This window comes from Salmonella enterica subsp. diarizonae (genome assembly GCF_008692785.1).
In the GTDB taxonomy this organism is placed as follows: domain Bacteria; phylum Pseudomonadota; class Gammaproteobacteria; order Enterobacterales; family Enterobacteriaceae; genus Salmonella; species Salmonella diarizonae.
The window spans coordinates 13,786-37,393 of the sequence record NZ_VXJV01000016.1 but is presented as its reverse complement, the minus strand read 5'-3'; the positions used below and the strand labels follow the sequence as shown (position 1 = coordinate 37,393).

Here is a 23,608-nt window from a genome sequence, read left to right as displayed (position 1 = left end):
TTAATGCGCGTCGATAAAGACAATCTTCAACACGAATAACAGCGCGACAATCACCACGCATGGGCTGAGATCGCGCAGGCGGCCGGTACCAATTTTCATCACGCAGTACGAGATAAATCCCAGCGCGATACCTTCGGTAATGGAGAAGCTAAACGGCATCATCACGGCGGTAATAAAGGCCGGAACGGACTCCGTTAAATCCTGCCACTTCACACGCGCCAGGCTGGATGTCATTAACACGCCCACGTAAATCAGCGCGCCGGCCGCGGCATAACCTGGCACCATCCCCGCCAGCGGCGACAGGAAAATGACCAGCAAGAATAGCAAACCGACTACCACGGCAGTGAGGCCGGTACGTCCGCCCACAGAGACGCCAGAAGAGGATTCAATATACGCGGTAACAGAGGAAGTACCGATAAACGCCCCGGTGACAGAAGAGACGCTATCGACAAACAGCGCCTGCTTCATGCGCGGAAATTTACCTTTCTCATCCGCCAGACCGGCTTTATCCGTCACGCCAATCAGCGTACCGGAAGAGTCAAACAGGTTCACCAGCATAAAAGAGAAGATGACGCCTGCCAGCCCCAGATTCAGCGAGCCGGCCAGATCGACATGACCAATTACCGTAGAGACGCTTGGCGGCGCGGAAACGATGCCGTTGTAATGCACATCTCCCAACATCCAGCCCAGCAGCGTGGTGACTATAATAGAGACCAGCACTGCCGCATGAATGTTGCGGGACGCCAGAATAGCGATGATAAAGAAGCCCAGAATGCCCAACAATACGCTGTGGGAAGTCAGGTTGCCGATGCTGACCAGAGTTTCCGGATTGGCGACGATCACGCCGGCGTTTTTCAGGCCCATCATACCGATGAACAGACCGATACCACTAGTGATACCCACGCGCAGGCTGACAGGAATGTTGGCGATCATCCAGTAACGCACGCGGAAAATGGTCAGCAGCAGCAGTCCGATTGCGCCCCAGAAAATCGCGCCCATCCCAACTTGCCACGGCAGTCCCATCGCCTGGACAACGACAAAGGCGAAGAAAGCGTTCAACCCCATCGCTGGCGCGAGCGCCACCGGCAGGTTAGCGAACAGGCCCATCAGAATACTGCCAAAGGCCGCAATCAGACAGGTGGTCACAAAGACGGCGCTGGTGTCCATGCCAGCTACGCCCAGAATTTGCGGGTTAACAAAAACGATATAAACCATCGTCAGGAAAGTGGTAAAACCGGCGATCACTTCGGTTCGTGCCGTCGTGCCATGTTCGCGTAGTTTAAACACGCGTTCCAGCATACCCTGACCAGAAGCCTGGGTGGTGTGTTGTTGACTCATTATCAATTTCCGGAGAAAGGAGGGAAAATTCGCCGTTATCCTATACCAAAATACGACACCTGGCGCAGTTGTGTGGTAATTTTTTTCACTCAATTTGTTAGTACGGCAACGATTGCGTCTCTCAATTCAACATTACGTAAACGTTAAACTTATTAAAATGGAAATGACATGTCCCAAATCGAAGCGGTGTTTTTTGACTGCGACGGCACGCTGGTCGACAGTGAAGTGATTTGTTCGCGCGCCTATGTCGCTATGTTCCGGCAGTTCGGTATTACGCTTGAGCTCGCGGAAGTATTCAGACGCTTTAAAGGCGTAAAGCTCTACGAAATTATCGATACCATCAGTAAAGAGCATGGCGTTGCGCTGGCAAAGGCGGAGCTGGAACCCGTGTATCGCGCCGAGGTTGCTCGTCTGTTCGATGCAGATCTGGAAGCCATTGCGGGCGCGAATATCCTGCTGGAGAGTATTAAGACGCCCATGTGCGTGGTATCTAACGGGCCAGTCAGTAAGATGCAGCATTCGCTGGGTAAACTGGGCATGTTGCATCATTTTCCCGATTTGCTGTTTAGCGGTTACGATATTCAACGCTGGAAGCCCGATCCGGCGCTAATGCTCCATGCGGCGAACGCCATGAAGGTCAATGTTGAGAAGTGTATTCTGGTGGATGATTCCAGCGCAGGCGCACAGTCAGGAATCGCGGCAGGAATGGAAGTGTTTTATTTCTGCGCCGATCCGCATAACAAGCCGATCGATCACCCTAACGTGACGACGTTTACCGATTTGGCGCAGTTGCCGGGATTGTGGAAAGCGCGCGGGTGGGAGATTACGCGCTGAAAAAACAAAGCCGGATGGCTCGTAGGCCGGATAAGCGTTAGCTTCATCCGGCGAATTACCCGGTGGCGCAAGCTTACCGGGCCTACGTTTTGTGGCGCTTTTGGATCGTTGCCCCCCCCCCACCACAAACCTTATTCTTTTGGATCTTTACCCGCCAGCAGCTTATCCAGTTCGTCGCCGCCGACGTGACGGAAATCCTGTCCCTTCACGAAGTAGAAGATATATTCGCAAATATTCTGGCAGCGGTCGCCAATACGCTCGATAGAACGGGCGCAGAACAACGCGGTCAGCACGCTGGGAATCGTGCGCGAATCTTCCATCATGTAGGTCATGAGCTGACGCACGATTCCTTCATACTCCTGGTCAACCTTCTTATCTTCACGATAGATGCGCACCGCTTCGTCAAGATCCATCCGCGCGAATGCGTCCAGTACGTCGTGTAGCATCTGTACGGTATGGCGGCCCAGCGATTCCAGACTCACCAACAGCGGCTGATGCTGTTGGGAGAATTTTTCCAGCGCGGTACGGCAGATTTTATCCGCCACGTCGCCAATACGCTCCAGTTCGGCGATAGTTTTGATAATCGCCATTACCAGACGCAGATCGCTCGCCGTCGGCTGGCGCTTGGCGATAATACGCACGCAGGCTTCGTCGATGGCAACTTCCATCATATTGACCTGATGGTCGCCTTCTACCACGCGTTTCGCCAGCTCGCTGTCCTGGTTGTGCATGGCGGTGATAGCGTCAGAAAGCTGCTGTTCCACCATGCCGCCCATGGTCATTACCTGAGTGCGGATGCTTTCCAGTTCAGCGTTGAACTGGCCGGAAATATGTTTATTAAGGTTCAGACTGTCCATTACGCACTCCTGAATTAACCGTAACGACCGGTGATATAGTCTTCTGTTTGTTTCTTCGCGGGCTTGGTGAACAGATCGTCCGTATTGCTGAACTCAATCAACTCGCCCAGGTACATAAACGCCGTATGATCGGAACAACGTGCCGCTTGCTGCATGTTGTGGGTCACGATCACCACGGTGTAATCCTGTTTTAGCTCGGTGATCAGCTCTTCAATACGCCCGGTGGAGATAGGGTCCAGAGCTGAACATGGCTCATCCAGCAGCAACACTTCCGGACGAATGGCGATACCGCGCGCAATGCACAGACGCTGCTGCTGACCACCGGAGAGAGAGTACCCGCTCTGGTGCAATTTATCTTTGGTTTCGTTCCATAATGCGGCTTTGGTCAACGCCCACTGCACGCGCTCGTCCATATCGGCGCGAGACAGCTTCTCAAACAGACGCACGCCAAAGGCGATGTTGTCATAGATGGACATCGGGAACGGCGTCGGCTTCTGGAATACCATCCCCACTTTCGCGCGAAGCAGCGCGATATCCTGGGTGTTGGTGAGAATATTGTCGCCATCCAGCAGAATTTCACCTTCGGCGCGCTGCTCCGGATAAAGCGAATACATTTTATTGAAGGTGCGCAGCAGCGTCGATTTACCGCAGCCGGATGGCCCGATAAATGCCGTTACCTGATTCTTCGCGATATCCAGATTAATGTTCTTCAGGGCATGGAATTTGCCGTAGTAGAAGTTCAAATCACGAACCTGAATCTTACTCGGGGCAGTTTCAACCATACTCATTTCACTCTTTTCCTCATCATGCCTGATAGCGCGTAGCTTTAAGGCCTACAAATGTATGCAACCCGTAGGCCGGATAAGGCGTTTATGCCGCCATCCGGCAATGTCTTTAACCGTGTTTTTTCTTCGCGAAAACAACACGCGCCAGAATATTTAGTAGCAGCACGCACAGGGTAATAATCAGCACGCCCGCCCAGGCCAATTGTTGCCATTCAGCAAACGGGCTCATCGCGAATTTAAAGATGGTTACCGGCAGGTTGGCGATCGGCTGCATCATGTCGGTGCTCCAGAACTGGTTGGAGAGCGCGGTAAACAACAATGGCGCAGTTTCCCCGGCAATACGGGCAACCGCCAGCAGCACACCGGTAATAATCCCGGATATGGACGCTTTCAGCGTAATGGCAGAGATCATTTTCCATTTCGGCGTTCCCAACGCATAGGCTGCTTCACGCAGGCTGTCCGGTACCAGCTTCAACATGTTCTCGGTAGTACGGATAACGATCGGCACCTGCAACAGCGCCAGCGCAATCACACCCGCCCAACCGGAGAAGTGCTGCATCTGCGCCACCACGATGGTGTAAACAAACAGCCCCACAACAATTGACGGCGCGGAAAGCAGAATGTCGTTAATAAAGCGAATGATTTCCGCCAGCCAGGATTTGCGGCCATATTCCGCCAGATAGATCCCGGCCATAATCCCCAGCGGCGTACCCAATACGGTAGCCCAGAGAATCAACAATCCACTCCCCGCCAGGGCGTTCGCCAGCCCGCCGCCCGCCGTGTTCGGCGGCGGCGTCATTTCGGTAAACAGCGCCAGCGACATACCATCAATGCCGCGCGTGATGGTAGACATCAAAATCCAGATCAGCCAGAACAGGCCAAATGCCATCGTCGCCATTGAGAGCGTTAATGCGATACGGTTCTTCATGCGGCGACGCGCCTGCATCTTGCGACGGGATTCCGCGAGCTGCGCGGTGTTCTGCATATCAAGCGTAGCCATTAACGTGCTCCCTCGTTCTTCGCAAGACGCATAATCATGAACTTAGACGCCGCCAGAACGATAAAGGTGATCACAAACAGGATCAGCCCCAGTTCCATCAACGCTGCCACGTGCAGGCCCGATTCCGCTTCGGCGAATTCGTTGGCCAGGGCGGAAGTGATGCTGTTGCCCGGCATATACAGTGACGCGCTGTCGAGCTGATAAGTGTTGCCGATGATAAAAGTGACCGCCATCGTCTCACCCAGCGCACGTCCCAGTCCCAGCATAATGCCGCCAATGACGCCATTTTTGGTGAACGGCAGCACGATGCGCCAGATAACTTCCCAGGTAGTACAGCCGATACCATAGGCTGACTCTTTCATCATTACCGGCGTTTGCTCGAAGACGTCGCGCATAACCGCCGCAATATAGGGGATTATCATGATGGCGAGGATGACGCCTGCCGCCAGAATGCCGATACCAAACGCCGGACCGGAGAACAACGCGCCGACAAAAGGAATGTTGGAAAGAATATTGCCGACCGGCTCCTGGAAGTACGTCGCAAACAGCGGCGCGAAGATAAACAGCCCCCACATGCCGTACACAATACTGGGGATAGCCGCCAGCAGTTCAATGGCAATGCCCAGCGGACGCTTCAGCCAGCCTGGCGCCAGCTCGGTTAAAAACAGGGCAATGCCGAAACTGACCGGAACGGCAATCAGCAATGCGATAAAGGAGGTCACCAGCGTGCCGTAAATGGGCACCAGCGCGCCGTAGATATCGTTTGGCGCGTCCCACTCCTTAGTCCAAAGGAATGAGAAACCAAATTTCTGAATACTTGGCCAGGAGGAGATGATCAATGAGACGATAATACCGCCCAACATCAATAGCACAATCAGCGCAGCCAGTTTTACCAGCGCGCTGAAAATCATGTCGCCTTTTTTACCCGGCGGGTTAAAAGCAGGCTTGGTTGCAGCCATAAATCACTCTTTAAGTTAAACGCGTTTACGAAGTTGCCGGATGGCGCTGCGCTTATCCGGCCTACAGTCAGAACCGTAGGACGGGTAAACGTAAGCGTCACCCGCCATTTTCGTCAGAATACTAAATTAATACAATGCCTTACCGCTGCTGTCTTTTATGCTTGTCTTCCAGGCGGTACGAATCTGCTCAACGACGTTATCCGGCAGGCTGGCGTAATCCAGATCATTCGCCTGCTTAGCGCCATTTTTGTATGCCCAGTCGAAGAACTTCAACACTTCAGAACCCTGCTCAGGTTTCTTCTGCACTTTGTGGACCAGGATAAACGTGGTGGAGGTGATTGGCCACACATCGTCACCTTTCTGGTTGGTCAGATCCTGTGCGAAGGTTTTGCTCCAGTCTGCGCCTTTCGCCGCATTAGAGAAGCTCTCTTCCGTCGGGCTTACCGGTTTGCCATCAGCAGAAATCAGTTTGGTGTAGGCCAGATTGTTCTGCTTGGCATACGCATACTCAACGTAGCCGATAGCGCCTGGCAGACGCTGTACAAACGCTGCGATGCCGTCGTTACCTTTACCCCCCAGGCCGGTTGGCCAGTTCACGGTAGAACCCGCGCCCACTTTCGATTTCCACTCGTCGTTGACTTTCGCCAGGTAACTGGTGAAAACGAAGGAAGTGCCGGAACCGTCAGCGCGACGCACCACGGCGATATTCTGTGAGGGCAGCTTCACGCCCGGGTTCAGTTTGGTGATGGCTTCATCATCCCACTTTTTGATTTTACCGAGGTAGATGTCGCCCAGCGTTTTACCGTCCAGCACCAGTTCGCCGGATTTGAGCCCTGGAATATTCACCGCCAGCACCACGCCGCCAATGACGGTCGGAAACTGGAACAGGCCTTCCTGATTCAGTTTTTCATCAGACAGCGGCGCATCGGACGCGCCAAAATCAACGGTATTTGCGGTAATTTGTTTCACGCCGCCGGAAGAGCCTATTCCCTGGTAATTGACTTTGTTACCGGTTTCTTTCTGGTAGGTATCCGCCCATTTGGCATATACCGGCGCAGGAAACGTTGCACCGGCACCTGTCAGGCTTGCTGCTGCAAAGGCAGAGAACGCGCTCATCGATAAGGTCGCGGCGACAACAGTTGCGACAGTGGTACGCATAACTTTCATAATGTCTCCTGCACGGTTTCGGTAAATCATTGTTTGAGTTGCTACGATGAGCAAAATAGGACAAACAGGTGACAGTTAAATGTACGTAATATGACAGTTTTATGACAATCAACAATATCGACATCACGATTTTATAAACATATTAAAAAACAATATGTTATTTATTATCACTATCGTCATATTGCAAAAAAATTTTCTTTTTATGACACGGAGAACAGGCAGGAAAGATGACAGTTTGTCATCATAAAATAATAAGAGAAATGCCCCGCTGCTGCGGGGCATGGAGGGGGTTATTCCACCGTTACTGATTTCGCCAGGTTACGCGGCTGGTCAACATCGGTGCCTTTAATCAGCGCCACGTGATACGCCAGCAGTTGCAGCGGAACAGTGTAGAAGATGGGCGCAATGACCTCTTCCACATGCGGCATCTCAATGATGTGCATGTTGTCGCTGCTGACGAAACCCGCATCCTGATCGGCGAAGACATAAAGCTGACCGCCGCGAGCGCGAACTTCTTCGATGTTGGATTTCAGTTTCTCCAGCAGTTCGTTGTTCGGCGCCACCACAATAACCGGCATATCGGCGTCAATCAGCGCCAGCGGGCCGTGTTTCAGCTCGCCTGCCGCGTAAGCTTCAGCATGAATGTAAGAGATTTCTTTCAGCTTCAGCGCGCCTTCAAGCGCAATCGGATATTGATCGCCACGACCGAGGAACAGCGCGTGATGCTTGTCGGAGAAATCTTCTGCAAGCGCTTCGATGCGTTTGTCCTGCGAGAGCATCTGCTCAATACGGCTCGGCAGCGCCTGTAGGCCATGAACGATGTCATGCTCAATGGACGCATCCAGGCCTTTCAGACGCGCCAGTTTCGCCACCAGCATTAGCAAAACGGTCAGTTGGGTGGTGAACGCCTTCGTAGAAGCAACGCCGATTTCCGTCCCGGCGTTAGTCATCATCGCCAGATCGGATTCACGCACCAGAGAAGAGCCCGGTACGTTACAAATGGCGAGCGATCCGAGGTAGCCCAATTCTTTGGATAAACGCAGGCCCGCTAGGGTGTCTGCCGTTTCGCCAGACTGGGAGAGCGTGATCATCAGGCTGTTACGGCGCACCGCAGATTTGCGATAGCGAAATTCCGAGGCAATTTCCACGTCACACGGAATTCCGGCCAGCGCTTCAAACCAGTAGCGAGAGACCATCCCGGAGTTGTACGACGTACCGCAGGCGATAATCTGGATATGTTCAACCTGAGACAACAATTCGTTGGCTTTCGGCCCCAGCTCGCTTAAATCCACCTCACCGTGGCTGATACGCCCGGTCAGCGTATTTTTAATCGCGTTCGGCTGTTCGTAGATCTCTTTCTGCATATAGTGGCGGTAAATGCCTTTATCACCGGCGTCATACTGCAGATTAGATTCAATATCCTGACGTTTCACTTCCGCACCGGTTTTATCGAAAATAGCGACCGAGCGACGGGTCACTTCTGCGATATCGCCCTCTTCCAGGAAGATAAAGCGGCGGGTCACCGGCAGTAGGGCCAACTGATCGGAAGCGATAAAGTTTTCGCCCATGCCCAGACCGATAACCAGCGGGCTACCCGAACGGGCAGCCAGCAACGTATCCGGATGGCGGGTATCCATGATCACCGTGCCATATGCGCCACGCAGTTGTGGGATCGCACGTAGAACCGCGTCTCGCAGAGTACCGCCTTGTTTCAGCTCCCAGTGCACTAAGTGAGCAATTACTTCCGTGTCGGTCTCGGAAGCAAAGGTGTAACCGCGCGCTTTTAACGCTTCACGCAGCGGTTCATGGTTTTCGATGATGCCGTTATGCACCACCACGATGTGTTCAGAAACATGCGGATGCGCGTTTGCTTCTGAAGGTTCACCGTGCGTTGCCCAACGCGTGTGAGCAATCCCCGTCCCGCCGTGCAACGGATGTTCTTCCGCGGCCTGAGACAGCATTTGTACCTTACCGAGACGACGTAGACGGGTCATGTGCCCTTGCGCATCCACCACGGCCAGGCCGGCCGAGTCGTAACCACGGTATTCCAGACGACGTAAACCTTCGAGAAGGATTTCAGCTACATCACGCTGCGCGATAGCGCCAACAATTCCACACATAGTTTAATTTCCTGATTATGGCATTTCGCCATGCGTTGTCGCTAACCTGTATGCCCGTCGTGGCGGGCGCCCCGAGCCTTGTAGAGAGTGGGGTTATTTTTATAAGTACTGCTCATTGAGCGGAGGATTATTTTATCCTCTCATCTCCGGTCTGCCGGATGGCGCTGACGCTTATCCGGCCTACAAAAACAGGTTGAATGTCGGGCGGGCAAGCGAAGCGCTCCCGCCATGATCGTGATTTACTTTTTCTTCACCGGACGGTGCCAGCCTTGCTTATGAACCTGCGGCACGCGGCTTAATACCAGTTCATTGTCGGCTACGTTACGGGTGACGGTAGTCCCTGCGGCGATGGTGGCCCCTTTACCGACAGTAACCGGCGCCACCAGTTGGGTATCGGAGCCAACAAACACATCGTCGCCAATAACCGTTTTGAATTTGTTCGCGCCATCATAATTACAGGTGATGGTCCCCGCGCCGATATTCACGTTGTCGCCGATATCCGCATCGCCCAGGTAGGTCAGATGGCCGGCTTTAGAACCCTTACCGAGGCGCGCTTTTTTCATCTCAACGAAATTGCCGACGTGAGCGCCCGCTAACAGCTCCGCGCCGGGACGCAGGCGGGCAAACGGGCCGATGGTACAGGCCGGATCTAAGCGCGCATCTTCCACCACGCTATAGGGGCTGATTTCACAGTCATCGCCAATCACGCTGTTTTTGATAATGCAGCCCGCGCCAATCTTCACCCGATGACCGAGCGTCACGTTACCTTCGATGATAACATTAGTATCAATTTCCACATCACGTCCGTGAACCAGATTACCGCGCAGATCAAAACGTGCCGGGTCACGCAGCATCACTCCTGCCAGCAGCAGTTTCTCTGCCTGCTCGGCCTGGTAAATACGTTCCAGACGAGAAAGCTGCAGACGGTTATTCACACCGTCCGTTTCACTGATGCGGGCCGGATGTACCGCGGCGATTTCCCGTCCTTCCTGATAAGCCAGCGCAATGATATCAGTGATGTAATATTCACCCTGCGCATTATTGTTAGTCAGCTTAGACAACCAGCGTTTCATGTCCGCGCCGTTGGCAATCAGAATACCGGTGTTAATTTCCTGGATCTGACGCTGTTCATCAGTGGCGTCTTTATGTTCAACGATGCCAGTCACTTTACCGTTTTCACGCGTAATACGACCATAGCCGCTCGGATCGTCCAGCTTCACGGTTAATAACCCAATACCGCCCTGCGGTTTGGCATCGCGCAGGCGCTGTAAGGTTTCAACCGAAATCAGCGGCACGTCGCCGTAAAGCATTAAAATATCTTCATCGTCGCTAAAGAAGGGCGCGGCCTGCTGCATTGCGTGACCTGTTCCCAACTGTTCCGCCTGAAGCACCCAGTTCAGGTTATCGTTTTTCAGCGTCTGTTTAAGCAGGTCGCCACCATGGCCGTAGACCAGATGTACCTGTGAGGCGCCTAATTCATTAGCAGCATCAATGACATGCTGCACCATTGCTTTACCCGCAAGTGTGTGCAGCACTTTAGGAATATCGGAATACATGCGCGTGCCTTTACCTGCGGCAAGGATCACTACGCTCATAGCACTATTTAACATACGCGTCCTGACTGTAATTTGAGAACGAATTTATACTGTTTCACTTTGAAAATACTACATTTTTTTCATCGTAAAATGGAAGGAGGATAAAACGCTCGATCGCGGGGTTCCTCCGACGGCGATGGCGACATTTTCGACCATTGACGCGGTGTTTGTCTTGTGAAAAGTCGCGCTATGCCTTGATTAAAGCGTTAGGGTGATGTTTTTGCTATTTTTTTGAGCCATGAAGTAAGATTCGGCATAGGTCATAAATCACAGGTAAAAAAAAACCAGCCTGAGATCAGACTGGTTTTATGCTTTCAAGCCGGTGTTACATCGCTTTTTTGGTCAACTCGATAACGCGTAGTTTAGCGATCGCTTTGGCCAGTTCCGCAGACGCCTGAGCGTAATCCACGTCACCGTGCGAGCTCTTAATGTGCTCTTCGGCTTTACGCTTCGCTTCCAGGGCTCGCGCTTCGTCGAGATCCTGACCGCGAATCGCAGTATCCGCCAGAACGGTCACGGTGCCAGGCTGCACTTCCAGAATGCCGCCGGACAGATAGATAAACTCTTCATGACCGTGCTGCTTAACGATGCGAATCATACCAGGCTTAATGGCGGTGAGCAGCGGCGCGTGACCCGGGTAAATTCCCAGTTCGCCTTCGCTACCCGTAACCTGGATTTTCTCGACCAGACCGGAGAACATTTGTTGCTCCGCGCTGACGACATCCAGGTGGTAAGTCATTGCCATATCACCCTCCGATTAAGGCGTTAAAGTTTTTTGGCTTTTTCCACGGCTTCGTCGATGGAACCGACCATGTAGAACGCCTGCTCCGGCAGGTGATCGTATTCGCCTTCCATGATGCCTTTAAAGCCACGGATGGTGTCTTTCAGGGAGACGTATTTGCCCGGAGAACCGGTAAATACTTCCGCCACGAAGAACGGCTGGGACAGGAAGCGCTGAATCTTACGAGCACGCGCTACCACCAGTTTATCTTCTTCAGACAGTTCATCCATACCCAGGATGGCGATGATGTCTTTCAGTTCCTGATAACGCTGCAGGATGGACTGAACGCCACGCGCGGTGTCGTAGTGTTCCTGGCCTACTACCAGCGGGTCCAACTGACGGCTGGTGGAATCCAGCGGGTCAACGGCCGGGTAGATACCCAGGGATGCGATCTGACGGCTCAGTACCACGGTTGCATCTAAGTGAGCAAAGGTGGTGGCTGGAGATGGGTCAGTCAAGTCATCCGCTGGTACGTATACCGCCTGTACGGAGGTGATAGAACCGGTTTTGGTGGAGGTGATACGTTCCTGCAGAACGCCCATTTCTTCAGCCAGAGTCGGCTGATAACCTACCGCGGAAGGCATACGACCCAGCAGTGCGGATACTTCCGTACCGGCGAGGGTATAACGGTAGATGTTGTCGACGAACAGCAGAACGTCACGACCTTCATCACGGAATTTTTCCGCCATGGTCAGGCCGGTCAATGCAACGCGCAGACGGTTTCCCGGTGGCTCGTTCATCTGGCCATACACCAGGGATACTTTATCGATAACGTTAGAGTCGGTCATTTCGTGGTAGAAGTCGTTACCCTCACGAGTACGTTCACCTACGCCCGCAAACACAGAGTAACCGGAGTGCTCGATCGCGATGTTACGGATAAGCTCCATCATGTTTACGGTTTTACCTACACCCGCGCCACCGAACAGACCGACTTTACCGCCCTTCGCGAACGGACACATCAGGTCGATAACTTTGATACCGGTTTCCAGCAGTTCCTGAGAGTTTGACAACTCTTCGTAGGACGGCGCCGCGCGGTGAATCGCCCAACGCTCTTCTTCGCCGATCTCGCCTTTCATATCGACCGGTTCACCCAGGACGTTCATGATACGACCCAGCGTTGCTTTACCTACCGGGACTTCGATCGGGTGTTCGAGATCTTTTACATCAAGACCGCGACGCAGACCGTCAGAAGACCCCATCGCGATGGTACGCACGATACCGCCGCCAAGCTGCTGCTGAACTTCCAGCACCAGCTTCTCATTACCATTCTGCACCTCAAGAGCATCGTACACGCGTGGTACGGCATCCTGAGGGAACTCGACGTCGACCACGGCGCCGATTACCTGGACAATCTTTCCAGTAGCCATCTTAAATCCTCTACGAAATAACCTGGTTAAACCGCGGCGGCCCCCGAGACGATCTCGGTGAGTTCCTGAGTAATGCTGGCCTGACGAGCTTTGTTGTATACCAACTGCAGCTCTTTAATCAGGCTGCCGCCATTATCGGTTGCGGCTTTCATCGCCACCATTCGTGCGGCCTGCTCGCTGGCCAGGTTTTCTACCACGCCCTGATAAACCTGAGATTCCACATAACGACGCAGGAGAGTATCCAGCAGCGCTTTCGGATCTGGCTCATACAGGTAATCCCAGGCTTTACGCTTCAGATCATCATCTTCTGACGCCGGCAGCGGCAGCAGTTGAGTGATCGTCGGCACCTGAGACATGGTGTTAATAAATTTGTTGCTGACAATGTAAAGCTTGTCCAGACGGCCTTCGTCGTAGGCCTGCAACATCACTTTAACCGGACCGATCAGTTCGGACAGAGAAGGGTTATCCCCCATACCTGTCACCTGAGCGACAACGTTGCCGCCTACGGAATTAAAAAATGACACGCCCTTAGAGCCGATCATTGCGAGTTCGCACTGAACGCCTTTATCGGACCATGCCTTCATATCCGCCAGCAGCTTTTTGAACAGGTTAATGTTCAAGCCGCCGCACAAACCACGGTCGGTCGACACTACCAGATAGCCCACGCGTTTAACGTCGCGCTCTTCCAGGTAGGGGTGCTTATATTCCAGATTACCGTTCGCAAGGTGACCAATCACTTTGCGCATGGTCTCTGCATAAGGACGGCTGGCCGCCATGCGATCCTGCGATTTACGCATTTTGGAAGCGGCGACCATCTCCATCGCTTTAGTGATCTTTTGCGTGTTCTGGACGCTTGCGATCTTACTACGTATCTCTTTTGCGCCGGCCATGAGCTTCTCCTCAATGCCTTGCGGCCTGCCCTAAGGCAAGCCGCCAGACGTTACCAGGACTGGGTTGCTTTGAAGGAATCGAGGATGCCTTTCAGCTTGCCTTCGATTTCATCGTTATAGCCACCGGACTGGTTGATCTCTTGCATCAGCGGAGCGTGATCACGGTCGACGTAAGCCAGCAATGCGGCTTCGAAGCTACCGATTTTCGCCAGTTCGACATCCGCCAGATAACCACGTTCTGCTGCGAACAGAACCAGAGACTGCTGCGCGACGGACATCGGCGCATACTGTTTCTGTTTCAGCAGTTCGGTCACTTTCTGACCGTGGTCAAGCTGTTTACGGGTGGCATCGTCAAGGTCGGATGCAAACTGAGAGAACGCCGCCAGTTCACGATACTGCGCCAGCGCGGTACGAATACCACCGGACAGTTTTTTCATGATCTTGGTCTGGGCTGCGCCACCTACACGGGATACGGAGATACCCGGGTTAACCGCTGGACGAATACCGGCGTTAAACAGGTTAGATTCCAGGAAGATCTGACCATCGGTAATCGAAATTACGTTGGTCGGAACGAACGCGGAAACGTCACCTGCCTGCGTTTCGATAATCGGCAACGCGGTCAGTGAGCCGGTTTTCCCTTTTACTTCACCTTTGGTGAAGGCTTCGACGTAGTCGGCGTTAACACGCGCAGCACGCTCCAGCAGACGAGAGTGGAGGTAGAATACGTCTCCCGGGAATGCTTCACGTCCAGGCGGACGACGGAGCAGCAGGGAAATCTGACGATAAGCAACAGCCTGTTTAGACAGGTCATCGTAAATGATCAGCGCATCTTCGCCACGGTCACGGAAGTATTCACCCATTGCGCAACCGGCATACGGTGCCAGATATTGCAGTGCAGCGGATTCGGACGCAGTCGCCACCACAACAATGGTATTAGCCAGCGCGCCGTGTTCTTCCAGTTTACGCACCACGTTAGAGATGGTGGACGCTTTCTGGCCGATAGCGACATAGATACATTTGATGCCGGAGTCGCGCTGGTTGATGATGGCGTCGATAGCCAGCGCGGTTTTACCGGTCTGACGGTCACCGATGATCAGTTCACGCTGACCACGACCGATTGGAATCATGGAGTCAACGGCTTTATAACCGGTCTGCACCGGCTGATCGACAGACTGGCGATCGATAACGCCCGGCGCGATAGCTTCAACGGCAGAGAAGCCGTCATTATCAACCGGACCTTTACCGTCGATTGGCGCACCCAGGGTGTTTACCACACGTCCCAGCAGGCCGCGGCCAACAGGAACTTCCAGGATACGACCCGTACATTTAACTTTCATGCCTTCGGCAAGGTCAGCGTACGGACCCATGACTACCGCACCCACAGAGTCGCGCTCCAGGTTCAGTGCGATAGCGTAACGGTTCCCCGGCAGGGAGATCATTTCACCCTGCATACAATCGGCGAGGCCGTGAATGCGGATAACCCCGTCACTTACAGAAACAATAGTACCTTCGTTGTGAGCTTCACTCACAACATTGAACTGAGCAATGCGCTGCTTGATCAGTTCGCTGATTTCGGTGGAATTCAGTTGCATGCTCCAGTCCCCTTAAGACTGCAAGACGTCTGCAAGGCGCTCAAGACGGCCGCGTACGCTGCCATCAATGACCATATCACCCGCCCGGATGATAACGCCTGCCATTACAGACTTATCGATTTTGCAATTCAGCTTCACTTTGCGTGACAGACGTTTTTCCATCGCGGCGCTGATTTTCGAAAGCTGCTCTTCACTCAATGCGGTTGCCGACGTAACTTCTACCTCGGAGGTAGCTTCACTGGCGGCACGCAGGTGAATAAACTGCTCCAGAACATCCGGGAGCGCGTTCAGACGATTATTTTCAGCCATCACCCGAATCAGGTTCTGACCATTTTCGTCTAACTGCTCACCGCAGACTGCGATAAACGACTCAGCGAGCGTTTCCGGCGCCAGCGCGCCAGAGAGAAGCTCTGCCATTTGTTCGTTCTTGGTTACCTCGGCGGCAAACGCCAGCATATCCTGCCAGCGCTCTACACTTTGGTGTTCAACGGCAAAGTCAAAAGCTGCTTTGGCGTAGGGGCGAGCTACCGTAACAAATTCAGACATCAGCCCCTCCCTCCTTACAGTTCAGCGACAAGTTTATCCACGATGTCGCTGTTAGCAGCTTCATCCACGGAACGTTCGATGATCTTCTCGGCGCCAGCAACAGCCAGGATAGCAACTTGCTTACGCAGCTCTTCACGGGCGCGTTTACGCTCGGCTTCAATTTCAGCCTGCGCCTGCGCCACGATTTTAGTACGTTCCTGCTCTGCTTCAGTTTTGGCTTCGTCCAGGATCTGAGCGCGGCGTTTGTTTGCCTGCTCGATGATTACCTGAGCTTCCGCTTTCGCTTTTTTCAGCTGGTCGGTCGCGCTGGCCTTTGCAAGGTCAAGATCCTTATGTGCTCGTTCAGCAGAAGCAAGACCGTCAGCAATTTCTTTCTGACGTTTCTCGATGGCAGCCATTAACGGCGGCCATACGTACTTCATGCAAAACCAGACAAAGAGAATAAACGCGATGGCCTGGCCGAGGATTGTTGCGTTAAGATTCACAGCACAATGCCTCTATCTAGTTAACCTTCTGATATTGCTCTTAATTCAAGCAACGCTTACTACGCGACAGCGAACATCACGTACAGACCCAGACCTACAGCGATCATCGGGATAGCATCCACCAGACCCATAACGATAAAGAACTGAGTACGCAGCAGAGGAATCAGATCAGGTTGACGCGCTGCGCCTTCCAGGAATTTACCCCCGAGGATGCCGATACCGATCGCAGCACCGATTGCCGCCAGACCCATCATCACAGCGGCAGCCATGTACAGCAGATCCATATTCAGGTTTTCCATGACAGTCTCCAGTTTGTTTCAGTTAAAACGTAGTAGTGTTGGTAAATTAATGCTCTTCGGACGCCATCGACAGATAGACAATCGTCAGAACCATGAAAATGAAGGCTTGCAGCGTAATAATCAGGATGTGGAAAATGGCCCACGGCACATTCAGAATCCACTGTGACCACCACGGCAACAGACCAGCAATCAGAATGAAAATCAGCTCACCGGCATACATGTTGCCGAACAGTCGCAGACCGAGAGAAACCGGTTTGGACAGCAGACTTACCCCTTCAAGGATTAAGTTGACAGGAATGAACGCCCAGTGATTGAACGGCTGCAGCGTCAACTCTTTTGCGAAGCCGCCGATGCCTTTCATTTTGATGCTGTAGTACAGAATAAGGATGAATACGCCCAGCGCCATCGACAGGGTGATGTTAACGTCAGCAGACGGCACCACGCGCGTTGCCGGCAGACCCAGCCAATGCTCAGCGATATACGGCAGCAGGTCGATAGGCAGTAAGTCCATCAGGTTCATCAGGAATACCCAAACGAAAATCGTCAGGGCCAGCGGCGCAATCAGCTTGCTTTTGCCATGGTACATGTCTTTGACGCTGCCATGCACAAAGCCGACTATCAGCTCAATCGCGGTCTGAAACTTGCCTGGCACGCCGCTGGTCGCTTTTTTAGCAACGCTACGGAACATCACCAGGAACAACAGACCCAGCACCACCGAGAAGAACATGGAGTCAATATTGAGCGTCCAGAAGGTGGCTGGGGGGTTCTGCGGATCCACCAGCGAGAATGTACGCAGGTCCAGCTGAAGGTTATTCAGGTGGTGTCCTATGTAATCCTGCGGCGTCATATTTTCTGAAGCCATGATGCCTTTTACCCTTTGTTGTTAATTACAGCCGGCGCCAGTATCTGAACCACCAGCACCAAAACCCACGTAACGATCAGCGGCAAAAACACCGCCTTTAAAACCGCCAACGCCACCACCAGTAAAACCAGCATCGCTAACACCTTAAAGGCTTCACCGAAGGCGAAAGTCCAGGACACGCGGCCCTTAGCAGGTGTATGCGCCTGGTGACGCCAGGCAAATATCATAAACAACATATTAGGCAGTGCCACTGCCAATCCCCCGCACAATGCGGAGATGCCCCAGAAGGGGTCTTTGAGGCAAAACAGCAAGCCACTTGCTATTACCGCCAGAAACTGAATGAACAGAAGCTTACGAGCAACGTTTCGACTCTCGAGCGACACAGACATCACGTTTTTACTCCTGCTCCCTTCGAGGTAGGCCGCGTGTCGTATAAAACGTTCTTTAAGACTTAGAGTCAAGCATCAAAAAGCGGTCAAATTATACGGTGCGCCCCCGTGATTTCAAACAATAAGTAGCCAAAAGGTGAATAAATGTTTAAATATTTTTCTCTGGCCCGCATTTTTAACTTTTAGCCAAAGTGTGAACGATCGTACAAAACTGCAAATAGCGCGAAAACACTGGCGATAAAGCGTGCACCAGATCACATATTAAACATATTCACGCTTACGCAATTCATTTACGTGTCAATTCATGCCTTTTCATCTTTTTGATATTTAAGCGTAAAACCAGGCACTGTTTTAAAAATACCGGCTTACACCCTTAAAACGCCCCATTGACATTTATAATAAAAATTTAACAAGCAAAAGTGGTTTTTTGATTCGATTTTTAGCAGGCTTATATTTACAAAGTTGATTACTCTCTATTTTAACAAAAGCAGCAGCGTTGTAATGTTGAAAAGAAACCGTAAATTCAGGGTTAAATGTAACAACGCTGAAATGCGTTACGCCTGTCGATTTTTAACACAAGCTGCGTCGTTTTTTTTCTATTTTTTTTGATAAAAATTAAACTTTGTTTGACTTAATAATCACCAGGTGCCGCTCCCCTTCCAGTTGCGGAACGCGTAATTTTTCAACAGATTCGACGCTAAAATCATCAGGTAGCGAGGCAATCTCATCCTCTGGCAATTGCCCTTTTAAGGCATAAAAACGCCCTTTCTCTCCTGGCAGATGATGACACCAGCTCACCATATCATTCAACGATGCGAAAGCGCGGCTGATAACGCCATCAAACGGCGGCTCGGAGGGATAGGCTTCAACGCGGCTTTGAACCGGCGTGATGTTTTCCAGTTTAAGTTCATGCTGAACCTGACGCAGAAAACGCACCCGCTTGCCCAGGCTGTCGAGTAAGGTGAAATGCGCGTCAGGGAGAACAATAGCCAGCGGAATGCCCGGCAGTCCCGGTCCCGTTCCTACATCGATAAAACGCTGTCCCTGGAGATATGGCGCAACAACAATGCTGTCGAGGATGTGGCGAACAACCATTTCAGCCGGATCGCGAACGGACGTCAGATTATAGGCTTTATTCCATTTATGCAGCATATCAACGTAGGCGACCAGCTGCGTTTTCTGGTGATCGGTAAGCGAAATGCCAGCCTCATCCAGCAGGCGAGAAAGTTTGTTAAGCACAGTAGATACCTGTAGTTTTCTTTGCCGGACGGCGGCGTTGCCTTATCCGGCCTACCAATTTTAGGACGGGAAAGCGCAGAGCCCCGTCAAAAAGGTTATTAAGCGCTGCGACGCAGCATACCTTGTTTTTTCAGCCATACCAGCAGAATGGAGATTGCCGCTGGCGTGACGCCGGAGATACGCGATGCCTGGCCGATAGACGCCGGTTTATGATCGTTCAGCTTGGCGATAACTTCGTTCGACAGACCGGAAACCTGACGATAATCCAGCGTGGCAGGCAACAACGTATTCTCGTTACGTAGTTGTTTTTCAATCTCATCCTGCTGGCGAGCGATATAGCCTTCGTATTTGACCTGGATTTCCACCTGTTCAGCGGCTTGCTCATCTTCAAGCGCAGGCGCGAATGCAGCAAGTGAAGTGAGCTGCGCGTAGGTCATTTCCGGACGACGCAACAGATCTTCGCCGCTGGCCTCACGGGAGAGAGGCGTGGTCAAATGCGCATTCACTTCATCAGCGGATTCCGCAGACGGCGTTACCCATGTCGATTTCAGCCGCTGACGTTCGCGTTCGATATTTTCCAGCTTCTCGTTGAATCGCGCCCAGCGTTCATCATCCACCAGACCCAGCTCGCGGCCCATTTCGGTCAGACGCAGATCGGCGTTGTCCTCACGCAGCATCAGGCGATATTCGGCGCGGGAGGTAAACATGCGATACGGCTCTTTGGTGCCCAGCGTACACAGATCGTCCACCAGCACGCCGAGATAAGCCTGAGAACGCGCAGGCGCCCAGCCCTCTTTGTCGGCGGAAAGACGCGCGGCATTCAGACCAGCGAGCAAGCCCTGCGCCGCAGCCTCTTCATAGCCGGTAGTACCGTTGATTTGACCAGCAAAGAACAGGCCGTGAATAAATTTACTTTCCAGTGTCGGTTTCAGATCGCGCGGGTCGAAGAAATCATACTCAATCGCGTAACCAGGGCGAACGATCTTCGCGTTCTCCATGCCCTGCATGGAACGGACAATCTGCATCTGCACGTCAAACGGCAGGCTGGTGGAGATACCGTTAGGGTAAATCTCGTTAGAGGTCAGTCCTTCCGGCTCAAGGAAGATCTGATGCTGGTTACGATCGGCAAAACGCATCACTTTGTCTTCGATCGACGGACAGTAGCGCGGGCCGATCCCTTCGATCACCCCGGCATACATTGGGCTACGATCGAGATTATTACGGATCACGTCATGGGTTTTCTCATTGGTATGCGTGATGTAACACGGCACCTGTTGCGGATGCTGAGAAGTATTCCCCATAAACGAGAAAACCGGCATCGGGTTATCGCCATGCTGTTGAGCCAACACGCTGAAATCGATAGTGCGCGCATCAATACGCGGCGGCGTACCGGTCTTCAGGCGGCTAACGCGTAGCGGGAGCTCACGCAGACGGTGAGACAGCGGGATAGACGGCGGATCGCCGGCACGGCCGCCGCTGTAGTTATCCAGCCCAATATGGATTTTTCCATCCAGGAACGTGCCCACCGTCAGTACAACGGCTTTGGCGCGGAATTTGAGGCCCATTTGGGTCACTGCGCCGACGACACGATCATTCTCGACAATCAGATCTTCAACGGCTTGCTGGAAGATCATCAGGTTCGGCTGGTTCTCCAGCGCGGTGCGTATCGCCTGACGATACAAGACTCGATCCGCCTGGGCGCGGGTGGCGCGAACGGCCGGGCCTTTGCTGGCGTTTAGTATCCTAAACTGGATACCTGCCCGATCGATCGCTTTCGCCATCAGACCGCCGAGCGCATCCACTTCTTTTACCAGATGTCCCTTCCCAATACCGCCAATCGCCGGGTTGCAGCTCATTTGTCCCAGCGTGTCGATATTGTGTGTCAAAAGCAGAGTCTGTTGACCCATACGCGCTGCGGCCATTGCGGCCTCAGTGCCTGCATGACCCCCGCCAATGATAATGACGTCAAAAGGATCCTGATAAAACATGGTAATTGCCTCGCATAACGCGGTGTGAAAATGGATTGAAGCCCGGGCGGTGGATTCTACTCAACTTTAGCTGATGGAGAAAGCCCCGGGATCCTGGCTATTAAAAAGAAGATCTTTTTATTTAGAGATCTGTTCTATTGTGATCTCTTATTAGGATCGCATCAGGCTGTGGATAACCCGGAACCTGTAATAAAGATCAATGCGTTGGAAAGGATCACTAGCTGTGAATGATCGGTGATCGTGGCCCGTATAAGCTGGGATCAAAACAGGCAGTTATACACAACTCAAAAAGTGAACAATGGTTATTCTTTGGATAACTACCGGTTGATCCAAGCTTTCCACCAGAGTTATCCACAGTTGATCGCACGATCTTTACACTTATTTGAGTAAATTAATCCAGGATCCGAGCCAAATCTCCGCTGGATCTTCCGGAATTTCGTGTTCAAGGATGTTGATCTTCAGTGTTTCTCCAACCTGTTTTGCGCCAGCGCCTTTCAGTTCCGTTTCTATTTTCTCAATCGCGCCGCAAAACGTGTCATATTCTCGGCTGCCAATACCAATTGCGCCAAAACGTACCGCGGAAAGATCGGGTTTTTGCGTTTGAAGGTCTTCATAGAAGGGGGTCAGGTTGTCCGGAATGTCTCCGGCGCCATGCGTTGAACTGACTATCAGCCAGATCCCGGAAGCTGACAGATCCTCTAATAGCGGACCGTGTACCGTTTCGGTTGAAAAACCGGCAGCTTCCAGCTTTTCCGCCAGATGTTCCGCGACGTATTCGGCGCCGCCCAGGGTGCTGCCGCTGATAAGAGTAATGTCTGCCATTGATCGCTCGCTCAGGTAAAGAGGCCGCATTGTACTCTGTGAACGAGTTGGGATCTACCTGTGGAAAAATGTGGGATTAAAAAAGCCGATCATGGCCTTATAGTGCGCATGATCGGGTTCTGCAAGACGATCAGTGTCTCAGTGGACTGAATTTCATCAATTGTTTGAATCTTGTTGATAAGTACGTGCTGGAGTGCGTCGATTGATTTACACATCACTTTTATAAAGATGCTGTAGTGACCGGTGGTGTAATACGCTTCCGTCACCTCATCCAGGCTTTTCAGCCGGGCCAGCGCGGAGGGATAGTCTTTGGCGCTTTTTAGAATGATGCCAATAAAGCAGCCCACATCGTAGCCCAATTGTTTAGGGCTGACGTCAATACGTGCGCCGGTAATAATCCCGGCCTGCTTCATTTTCTCTACGCGAACATGAATGGTTCCAGGGCTAACGCCAAATTGTTTGGCAAGTTCGGCGTAGGCGGTACGGGCATTTTCCATTAAGGCGTCAAGGATGCCGCGGTCCAGATTGTCGATCTGATAATTTTCCATCGCTTTTTCTTATGAAGATTAATGATTCTCTTTATTTTAGCTGTTATTTTTAACGAATCAAAATTGAAGTTGGCTTTTTGTTTGTTGATTATTGAATAGTGGCCTCGTTTTGTTGCTTAATCATAGGCAACAGGACGCAGGAGTAAAAAAATGAAAACCGCTTACATTGCCAAACAACGTCAAATTAGCTTCGTGAAATCACATTTCTCTCGCCAGTTGGAGGAGCGTCTGGGTCTGATTGAGGTCCAGGCGCCGATCCTGAGCCGCGTAGGGGATGGCACGCAGGATAATTTGTCCGGCTGTGAAAAAGCGGTGCAGGTAAAAGTGAAAGCATTGCCTGACGCCCAGTTCGAAGTGGTGCATTCACTGGCGAAGTGGAAACGTCAAACCCTGGGGCAACATGACTTCAGCGCGGGCGAAGGGCTTTACACGCACATGAAAGCCCTTCGCCCCGATGAAGACCGACTCTCTCCGCTTCATTCGGTCTATGTGGATCAGTGGGACTGGGAGCGTGTCATGGGCGACGGCGAGCGCCAATTTTCCACCCTGAAAAGCACTGTAGAGGCTATATGGGCGGGAATTAAGGCGACGGAAATGGAAGTGCATAAACAGTTTGGTCTGGCGCCGTTCCTGCCGGATCAGATCCACTTTGTTCACAGTCAGGATCTGTTGTCACGCTATCCTGATCTCGATGCCAAAGGTCGTGAACGTGCGATCGCGAAAGCGTTAGGCGCGCTATTTTTAGTTGGGATCGGCGGCACGCTTAGCGATGGTCAACGTCATGATGTTCGCGCGCCGGACTATGACGACTGGAGCTCTGCATCTGAGCTGGGTCACGCTGGTCTGAACGGCGATATCCTGGTGTGGAACCCGGTGCTGGAAGATGCGTTTGAGCTTTCCTCTATGGGTATTCGCGTAGATGCCGATACGCTGATGCGCCAGTTGGCGTTAACCGGTGATGAAGATCGCCTGCAACTGGAGTGGCATCAGGCGCTGCTGCGCGGCGAAATGCCGCAGACCATCGGCGGTGGGATTGGACAGTCGCGTCTGACGATGTTGTTGCTGCAATTACCGCATATTGGTCAGGTGCAGTGCGGCGTATGGCCCGCGCAGGTTCGCGAAAGCATTCCTGCCATTTTATAAGC

Annotated in this window: 23 protein-coding genes; 2 read left to right on the top strand and 21 right to left on the bottom strand. The window is 52.4% G+C overall.

The window, feature by feature from the left end; translation table 11 throughout:
* Window positions 1–1,338, bottom strand: coding sequence for an adenine permease AdeP (gene adeP / locus F4V72_RS22785; RefSeq protein ID WP_053511052.1), 1,338 nt, complete (start codon window positions 1,336–1,338; stop codon window positions 1–3).
* A gap of 168 nt (window positions 1,339–1,506) precedes the next feature.
* Between adeP and yieH the strand changes: the two genes are divergently transcribed.
* Window positions 1,507–2,172 carry a 6-phosphogluconate phosphatase gene (yieH, locus tag F4V72_RS22780; RefSeq protein ID WP_023247192.1) on the top strand — a complete coding sequence of 222 codons (666 nt, stop codon included), beginning with the start codon at window positions 1,507–1,509 and terminating at the stop codon, window positions 2,170–2,172.
* A gap of 131 nt (window positions 2,173–2,303) precedes the next feature.
* Here the strand turns inward: yieH and phoU are convergent, their stop codons facing one another.
* The 20 genes from phoU to asnC all read right to left on the bottom strand — a co-directional run bounded on the left by phoU (window position 2,304) and on the right by asnC (window position 22,463).
* The gene (phoU, locus tag F4V72_RS22775) at window positions 2,304–3,029 is read right to left on the bottom strand and encodes a phosphate signaling complex protein PhoU (protein WP_000377800.1); all 726 of its coding nucleotides are present in this window, start codon (window positions 3,027–3,029) and stop codon (window positions 2,304–2,306) included.
* 14 nt (window positions 3,030–3,043) lie between these two features.
* Entirely contained in the window at window positions 3,044–3,817 is a 774-nt protein-coding gene (gene pstB / locus F4V72_RS22770) for a phosphate ABC transporter ATP-binding protein PstB (RefSeq protein WP_000063118.1), read from the bottom strand.
* Window positions 3,818–3,923: 106 nt separating this feature from the next.
* Entirely contained in the window at window positions 3,924–4,814 is an 891-nt protein-coding gene (gene pstA, locus F4V72_RS22765) for a phosphate ABC transporter permease PstA (RefSeq protein WP_023247191.1), read from the bottom strand.
* Window positions 4,814–5,773 (bottom strand): phosphate ABC transporter permease PstC, encoded by a 960-nt coding sequence (gene pstC / locus F4V72_RS22760; RefSeq protein WP_000741630.1) that lies wholly within the window; start codon window positions 5,771–5,773, stop codon window positions 4,814–4,816. Before pstC ends, pstA begins: the two co-directional genes overlap by 1 nt.
* Window positions 5,774–5,899: 126 nt before the next feature.
* Window positions 5,900–6,940, bottom strand: a complete 1,041-nt coding sequence (pstS, locus tag F4V72_RS22755; protein ID WP_023247190.1) for a phosphate ABC transporter substrate-binding protein PstS — start codon at window positions 6,938–6,940, stop codon at window positions 5,900–5,902.
* Window positions 6,941–7,230: 290 nt separating this feature from the next.
* Window positions 7,231–9,060, bottom strand: a complete 1,830-nt coding sequence (gene glmS / locus F4V72_RS22750; RefSeq protein ID WP_053511059.1) for a glutamine--fructose-6-phosphate transaminase (isomerizing) — start codon at window positions 9,058–9,060, stop codon at window positions 7,231–7,233.
* Window positions 9,061–9,299: 239 nt separating this feature from the next.
* Entirely contained in the window at window positions 9,300–10,670 is a 1,371-nt protein-coding gene (glmU, locus tag F4V72_RS22745) for a bifunctional UDP-N-acetylglucosamine diphosphorylase/glucosamine-1-phosphate N-acetyltransferase GlmU (protein WP_136058587.1), read from the bottom strand.
* 310 nt (window positions 10,671–10,980) lie between these two features.
* Window positions 10,981–11,400 carry a F0F1 ATP synthase subunit epsilon gene (locus F4V72_RS22740; protein ID WP_001251972.1) on the bottom strand — a complete coding sequence of 140 codons (420 nt, stop codon included), beginning with the start codon at window positions 11,398–11,400 and terminating at the stop codon, window positions 10,981–10,983.
* A 20-nt stretch (window positions 11,401–11,420) separates the two neighbouring features.
* Window positions 11,421–12,803 carry a F0F1 ATP synthase subunit beta gene (atpD, locus tag F4V72_RS22735; RefSeq protein WP_000190499.1) on the bottom strand — a complete coding sequence of 461 codons (1,383 nt, stop codon included), beginning with the start codon at window positions 12,801–12,803 and terminating at the stop codon, window positions 11,421–11,423.
* Window positions 12,804–12,829: 26 nt separating this feature from the next.
* Window positions 12,830–13,693 carry a F0F1 ATP synthase subunit gamma gene (gene atpG, locus F4V72_RS22730; protein WP_000896506.1) on the bottom strand — a complete coding sequence of 288 codons (864 nt, stop codon included), beginning with the start codon at window positions 13,691–13,693 and terminating at the stop codon, window positions 12,830–12,832.
* A 50-nt stretch (window positions 13,694–13,743) separates the two neighbouring features.
* Window positions 13,744–15,285, bottom strand: coding sequence for a F0F1 ATP synthase subunit alpha (gene atpA / locus F4V72_RS22725; protein WP_001176751.1), 1,542 nt, complete (start codon window positions 15,283–15,285; stop codon window positions 13,744–13,746).
* A 12-nt stretch (window positions 15,286–15,297) separates the two neighbouring features.
* Window positions 15,298–15,831: a F0F1 ATP synthase subunit delta gene (gene atpH, locus F4V72_RS22720; protein ID WP_001288957.1), complete on the bottom strand. Its 534-nt coding sequence runs from the start codon at window positions 15,829–15,831 to the stop codon at window positions 15,298–15,300.
* A 14-nt stretch (window positions 15,832–15,845) separates the two neighbouring features.
* Window positions 15,846–16,316 carry a F0F1 ATP synthase subunit B gene (gene atpF, locus F4V72_RS22715; RefSeq protein ID WP_001052212.1) on the bottom strand — a complete coding sequence of 157 codons (471 nt, stop codon included), beginning with the start codon at window positions 16,314–16,316 and terminating at the stop codon, window positions 15,846–15,848.
* A 59-nt stretch (window positions 16,317–16,375) separates the two neighbouring features.
* On the bottom strand, window positions 16,376–16,615 hold the full coding sequence (atpE, locus tag F4V72_RS22710; RefSeq protein ID WP_000429386.1) for a F0F1 ATP synthase subunit C: 240 nt from the start codon (window positions 16,613–16,615) through the stop codon (window positions 16,376–16,378).
* A gap of 46 nt (window positions 16,616–16,661) precedes the next feature.
* On the bottom strand, window positions 16,662–17,477 hold the full coding sequence (atpB, locus tag F4V72_RS22705) for a F0F1 ATP synthase subunit A (RefSeq protein WP_000135628.1): 816 nt from the start codon (window positions 17,475–17,477) through the stop codon (window positions 16,662–16,664).
* Between the two features lie 8 nt (window positions 17,478–17,485).
* On the bottom strand, window positions 17,486–17,866 hold the full coding sequence (gene atpI, locus F4V72_RS22700) for a F0F1 ATP synthase subunit I (protein ID WP_023247186.1): 381 nt from the start codon (window positions 17,864–17,866) through the stop codon (window positions 17,486–17,488).
* A 615-nt stretch (window positions 17,867–18,481) separates the two neighbouring features.
* Entirely contained in the window at window positions 18,482–19,105 is a 624-nt protein-coding gene (gene rsmG, locus F4V72_RS22695) for a 16S rRNA (guanine(527)-N(7))-methyltransferase RsmG (RefSeq protein WP_023247185.1), read from the bottom strand.
* A 98-nt stretch (window positions 19,106–19,203) separates the two neighbouring features.
* A complete protein-coding gene (gene mnmG, locus F4V72_RS22690; RefSeq protein ID WP_053529119.1) occupies window positions 19,204–21,093 on the bottom strand; it encodes a tRNA uridine-5-carboxymethylaminomethyl(34) synthesis enzyme MnmG in 1,890 nt (629 codons plus the stop codon).
* 378 nt (window positions 21,094–21,471) lie between these two features.
* Window positions 21,472–21,915: an FMN-binding protein MioC gene (gene mioC / locus F4V72_RS22685; protein ID WP_023247183.1), complete on the bottom strand. Its 444-nt coding sequence runs from the start codon at window positions 21,913–21,915 to the stop codon at window positions 21,472–21,474.
* Window positions 21,916–22,004: 89 nt separating this feature from the next.
* The gene (gene asnC, locus F4V72_RS22680; protein WP_053529120.1) at window positions 22,005–22,463 is read right to left on the bottom strand and encodes a transcriptional regulator AsnC; all 459 of its coding nucleotides are present in this window, start codon (window positions 22,461–22,463) and stop codon (window positions 22,005–22,007) included.
* Between the two features lie 150 nt (window positions 22,464–22,613).
* Here asnC and asnA point away from each other — a divergent pair, with 150 nt between their 5' ends.
* Complete coding sequence (asnA, locus tag F4V72_RS22675) at window positions 22,614–23,606, top strand: aspartate--ammonia ligase (protein ID WP_121767594.1); 993 nt, start codon at window positions 22,614–22,616, stop codon at window positions 23,604–23,606.
* Window positions 23,607–23,608 lie beyond the last annotated feature (2 nt).

Excerpts from the sequence above, each read along its gene's own strand:
- adeP (WP_053511052.1), bottom strand. The coding sequence starts at position 1,338 with ATGAGTCAACAACACACCACCCAGGCTTCTGGTCAGGGTATGCTGGAA.
- yieH (WP_023247192.1), top strand. The coding sequence starts at position 1,507 with ATGTCCCAAATCGAAGCGGTGTTTTTTGACTGCGACGGCACGCTGGTC.
- phoU (WP_000377800.1), bottom strand. The coding sequence starts at position 3,029 with ATGGACAGTCTGAACCTTAATAAACATATTTCCGGCCAGTTCAACGCT.
- pstB (WP_000063118.1), bottom strand. The coding sequence starts at position 3,817 with ATGAGTATGGTTGAAACTGCCCCGAGTAAGATTCAGGTTCGTGATTTG.
- pstA (WP_023247191.1), bottom strand. The coding sequence starts at position 4,814 with ATGGCTACGCTTGATATGCAGAACACCGCGCAGCTCGCGGAATCCCGT.
- pstC (WP_000741630.1), bottom strand. The coding sequence starts at position 5,773 with ATGGCTGCAACCAAGCCTGCTTTTAACCCGCCGGGTAAAAAAGGCGAC.
- pstS (WP_023247190.1), bottom strand. The coding sequence starts at position 6,940 with ATGAAAGTTATGCGTACCACTGTCGCAACTGTTGTCGCCGCGACCTTA.
- glmS (WP_053511059.1), bottom strand. The coding sequence starts at position 9,060 with ATGTGTGGAATTGTTGGCGCTATCGCGCAGCGTGATGTAGCTGAAATC.
- glmU (WP_136058587.1), bottom strand. The coding sequence starts at position 10,670 with ATGTTAAATAGTGCTATGAGCGTAGTGATCCTTGCCGCAGGTAAAGGC.
- F4V72_RS22740 (WP_001251972.1), bottom strand. The coding sequence starts at position 11,400 with ATGGCAATGACTTACCACCTGGATGTCGTCAGCGCGGAGCAACAAATG.
- atpD (WP_000190499.1), bottom strand. The coding sequence starts at position 12,803 with ATGGCTACTGGAAAGATTGTCCAGGTAATCGGCGCCGTGGTCGACGTC.
- atpG (WP_000896506.1), bottom strand. The coding sequence starts at position 13,693 with ATGGCCGGCGCAAAAGAGATACGTAGTAAGATCGCAAGCGTCCAGAAC.
- atpA (WP_001176751.1), bottom strand. The coding sequence starts at position 15,285 with ATGCAACTGAATTCCACCGAAATCAGCGAACTGATCAAGCAGCGCATT.
- atpH (WP_001288957.1), bottom strand. The coding sequence starts at position 15,831 with ATGTCTGAATTTGTTACGGTAGCTCGCCCCTACGCCAAAGCAGCTTTT.
- atpE (WP_000429386.1), bottom strand. The coding sequence starts at position 16,615 with ATGGAAAACCTGAATATGGATCTGCTGTACATGGCTGCCGCTGTGATG.
- atpB (WP_000135628.1), bottom strand. The coding sequence starts at position 17,477 with ATGGCTTCAGAAAATATGACGCCGCAGGATTACATAGGACACCACCTG.
- atpI (WP_023247186.1), bottom strand. The coding sequence starts at position 17,866 with ATGTCTGTGTCGCTCGAGAGTCGAAACGTTGCTCGTAAGCTTCTGTTC.
- mnmG (WP_053529119.1), bottom strand. The coding sequence starts at position 21,093 with ATGTTTTATCAGGATCCTTTTGACGTCATTATCATTGGCGGGGGTCAT.
- mioC (WP_023247183.1), bottom strand. The coding sequence starts at position 21,915 with ATGGCAGACATTACTCTTATCAGCGGCAGCACCCTGGGCGGCGCCGAA.
- asnC (WP_053529120.1), bottom strand. The coding sequence starts at position 22,463 with ATGGAAAATTATCAGATCGACAATCTGGACCGCGGCATCCTTGACGCC.
- asnA (WP_121767594.1), top strand. The coding sequence starts at position 22,614 with ATGAAAACCGCTTACATTGCCAAACAACGTCAAATTAGCTTCGTGAAA.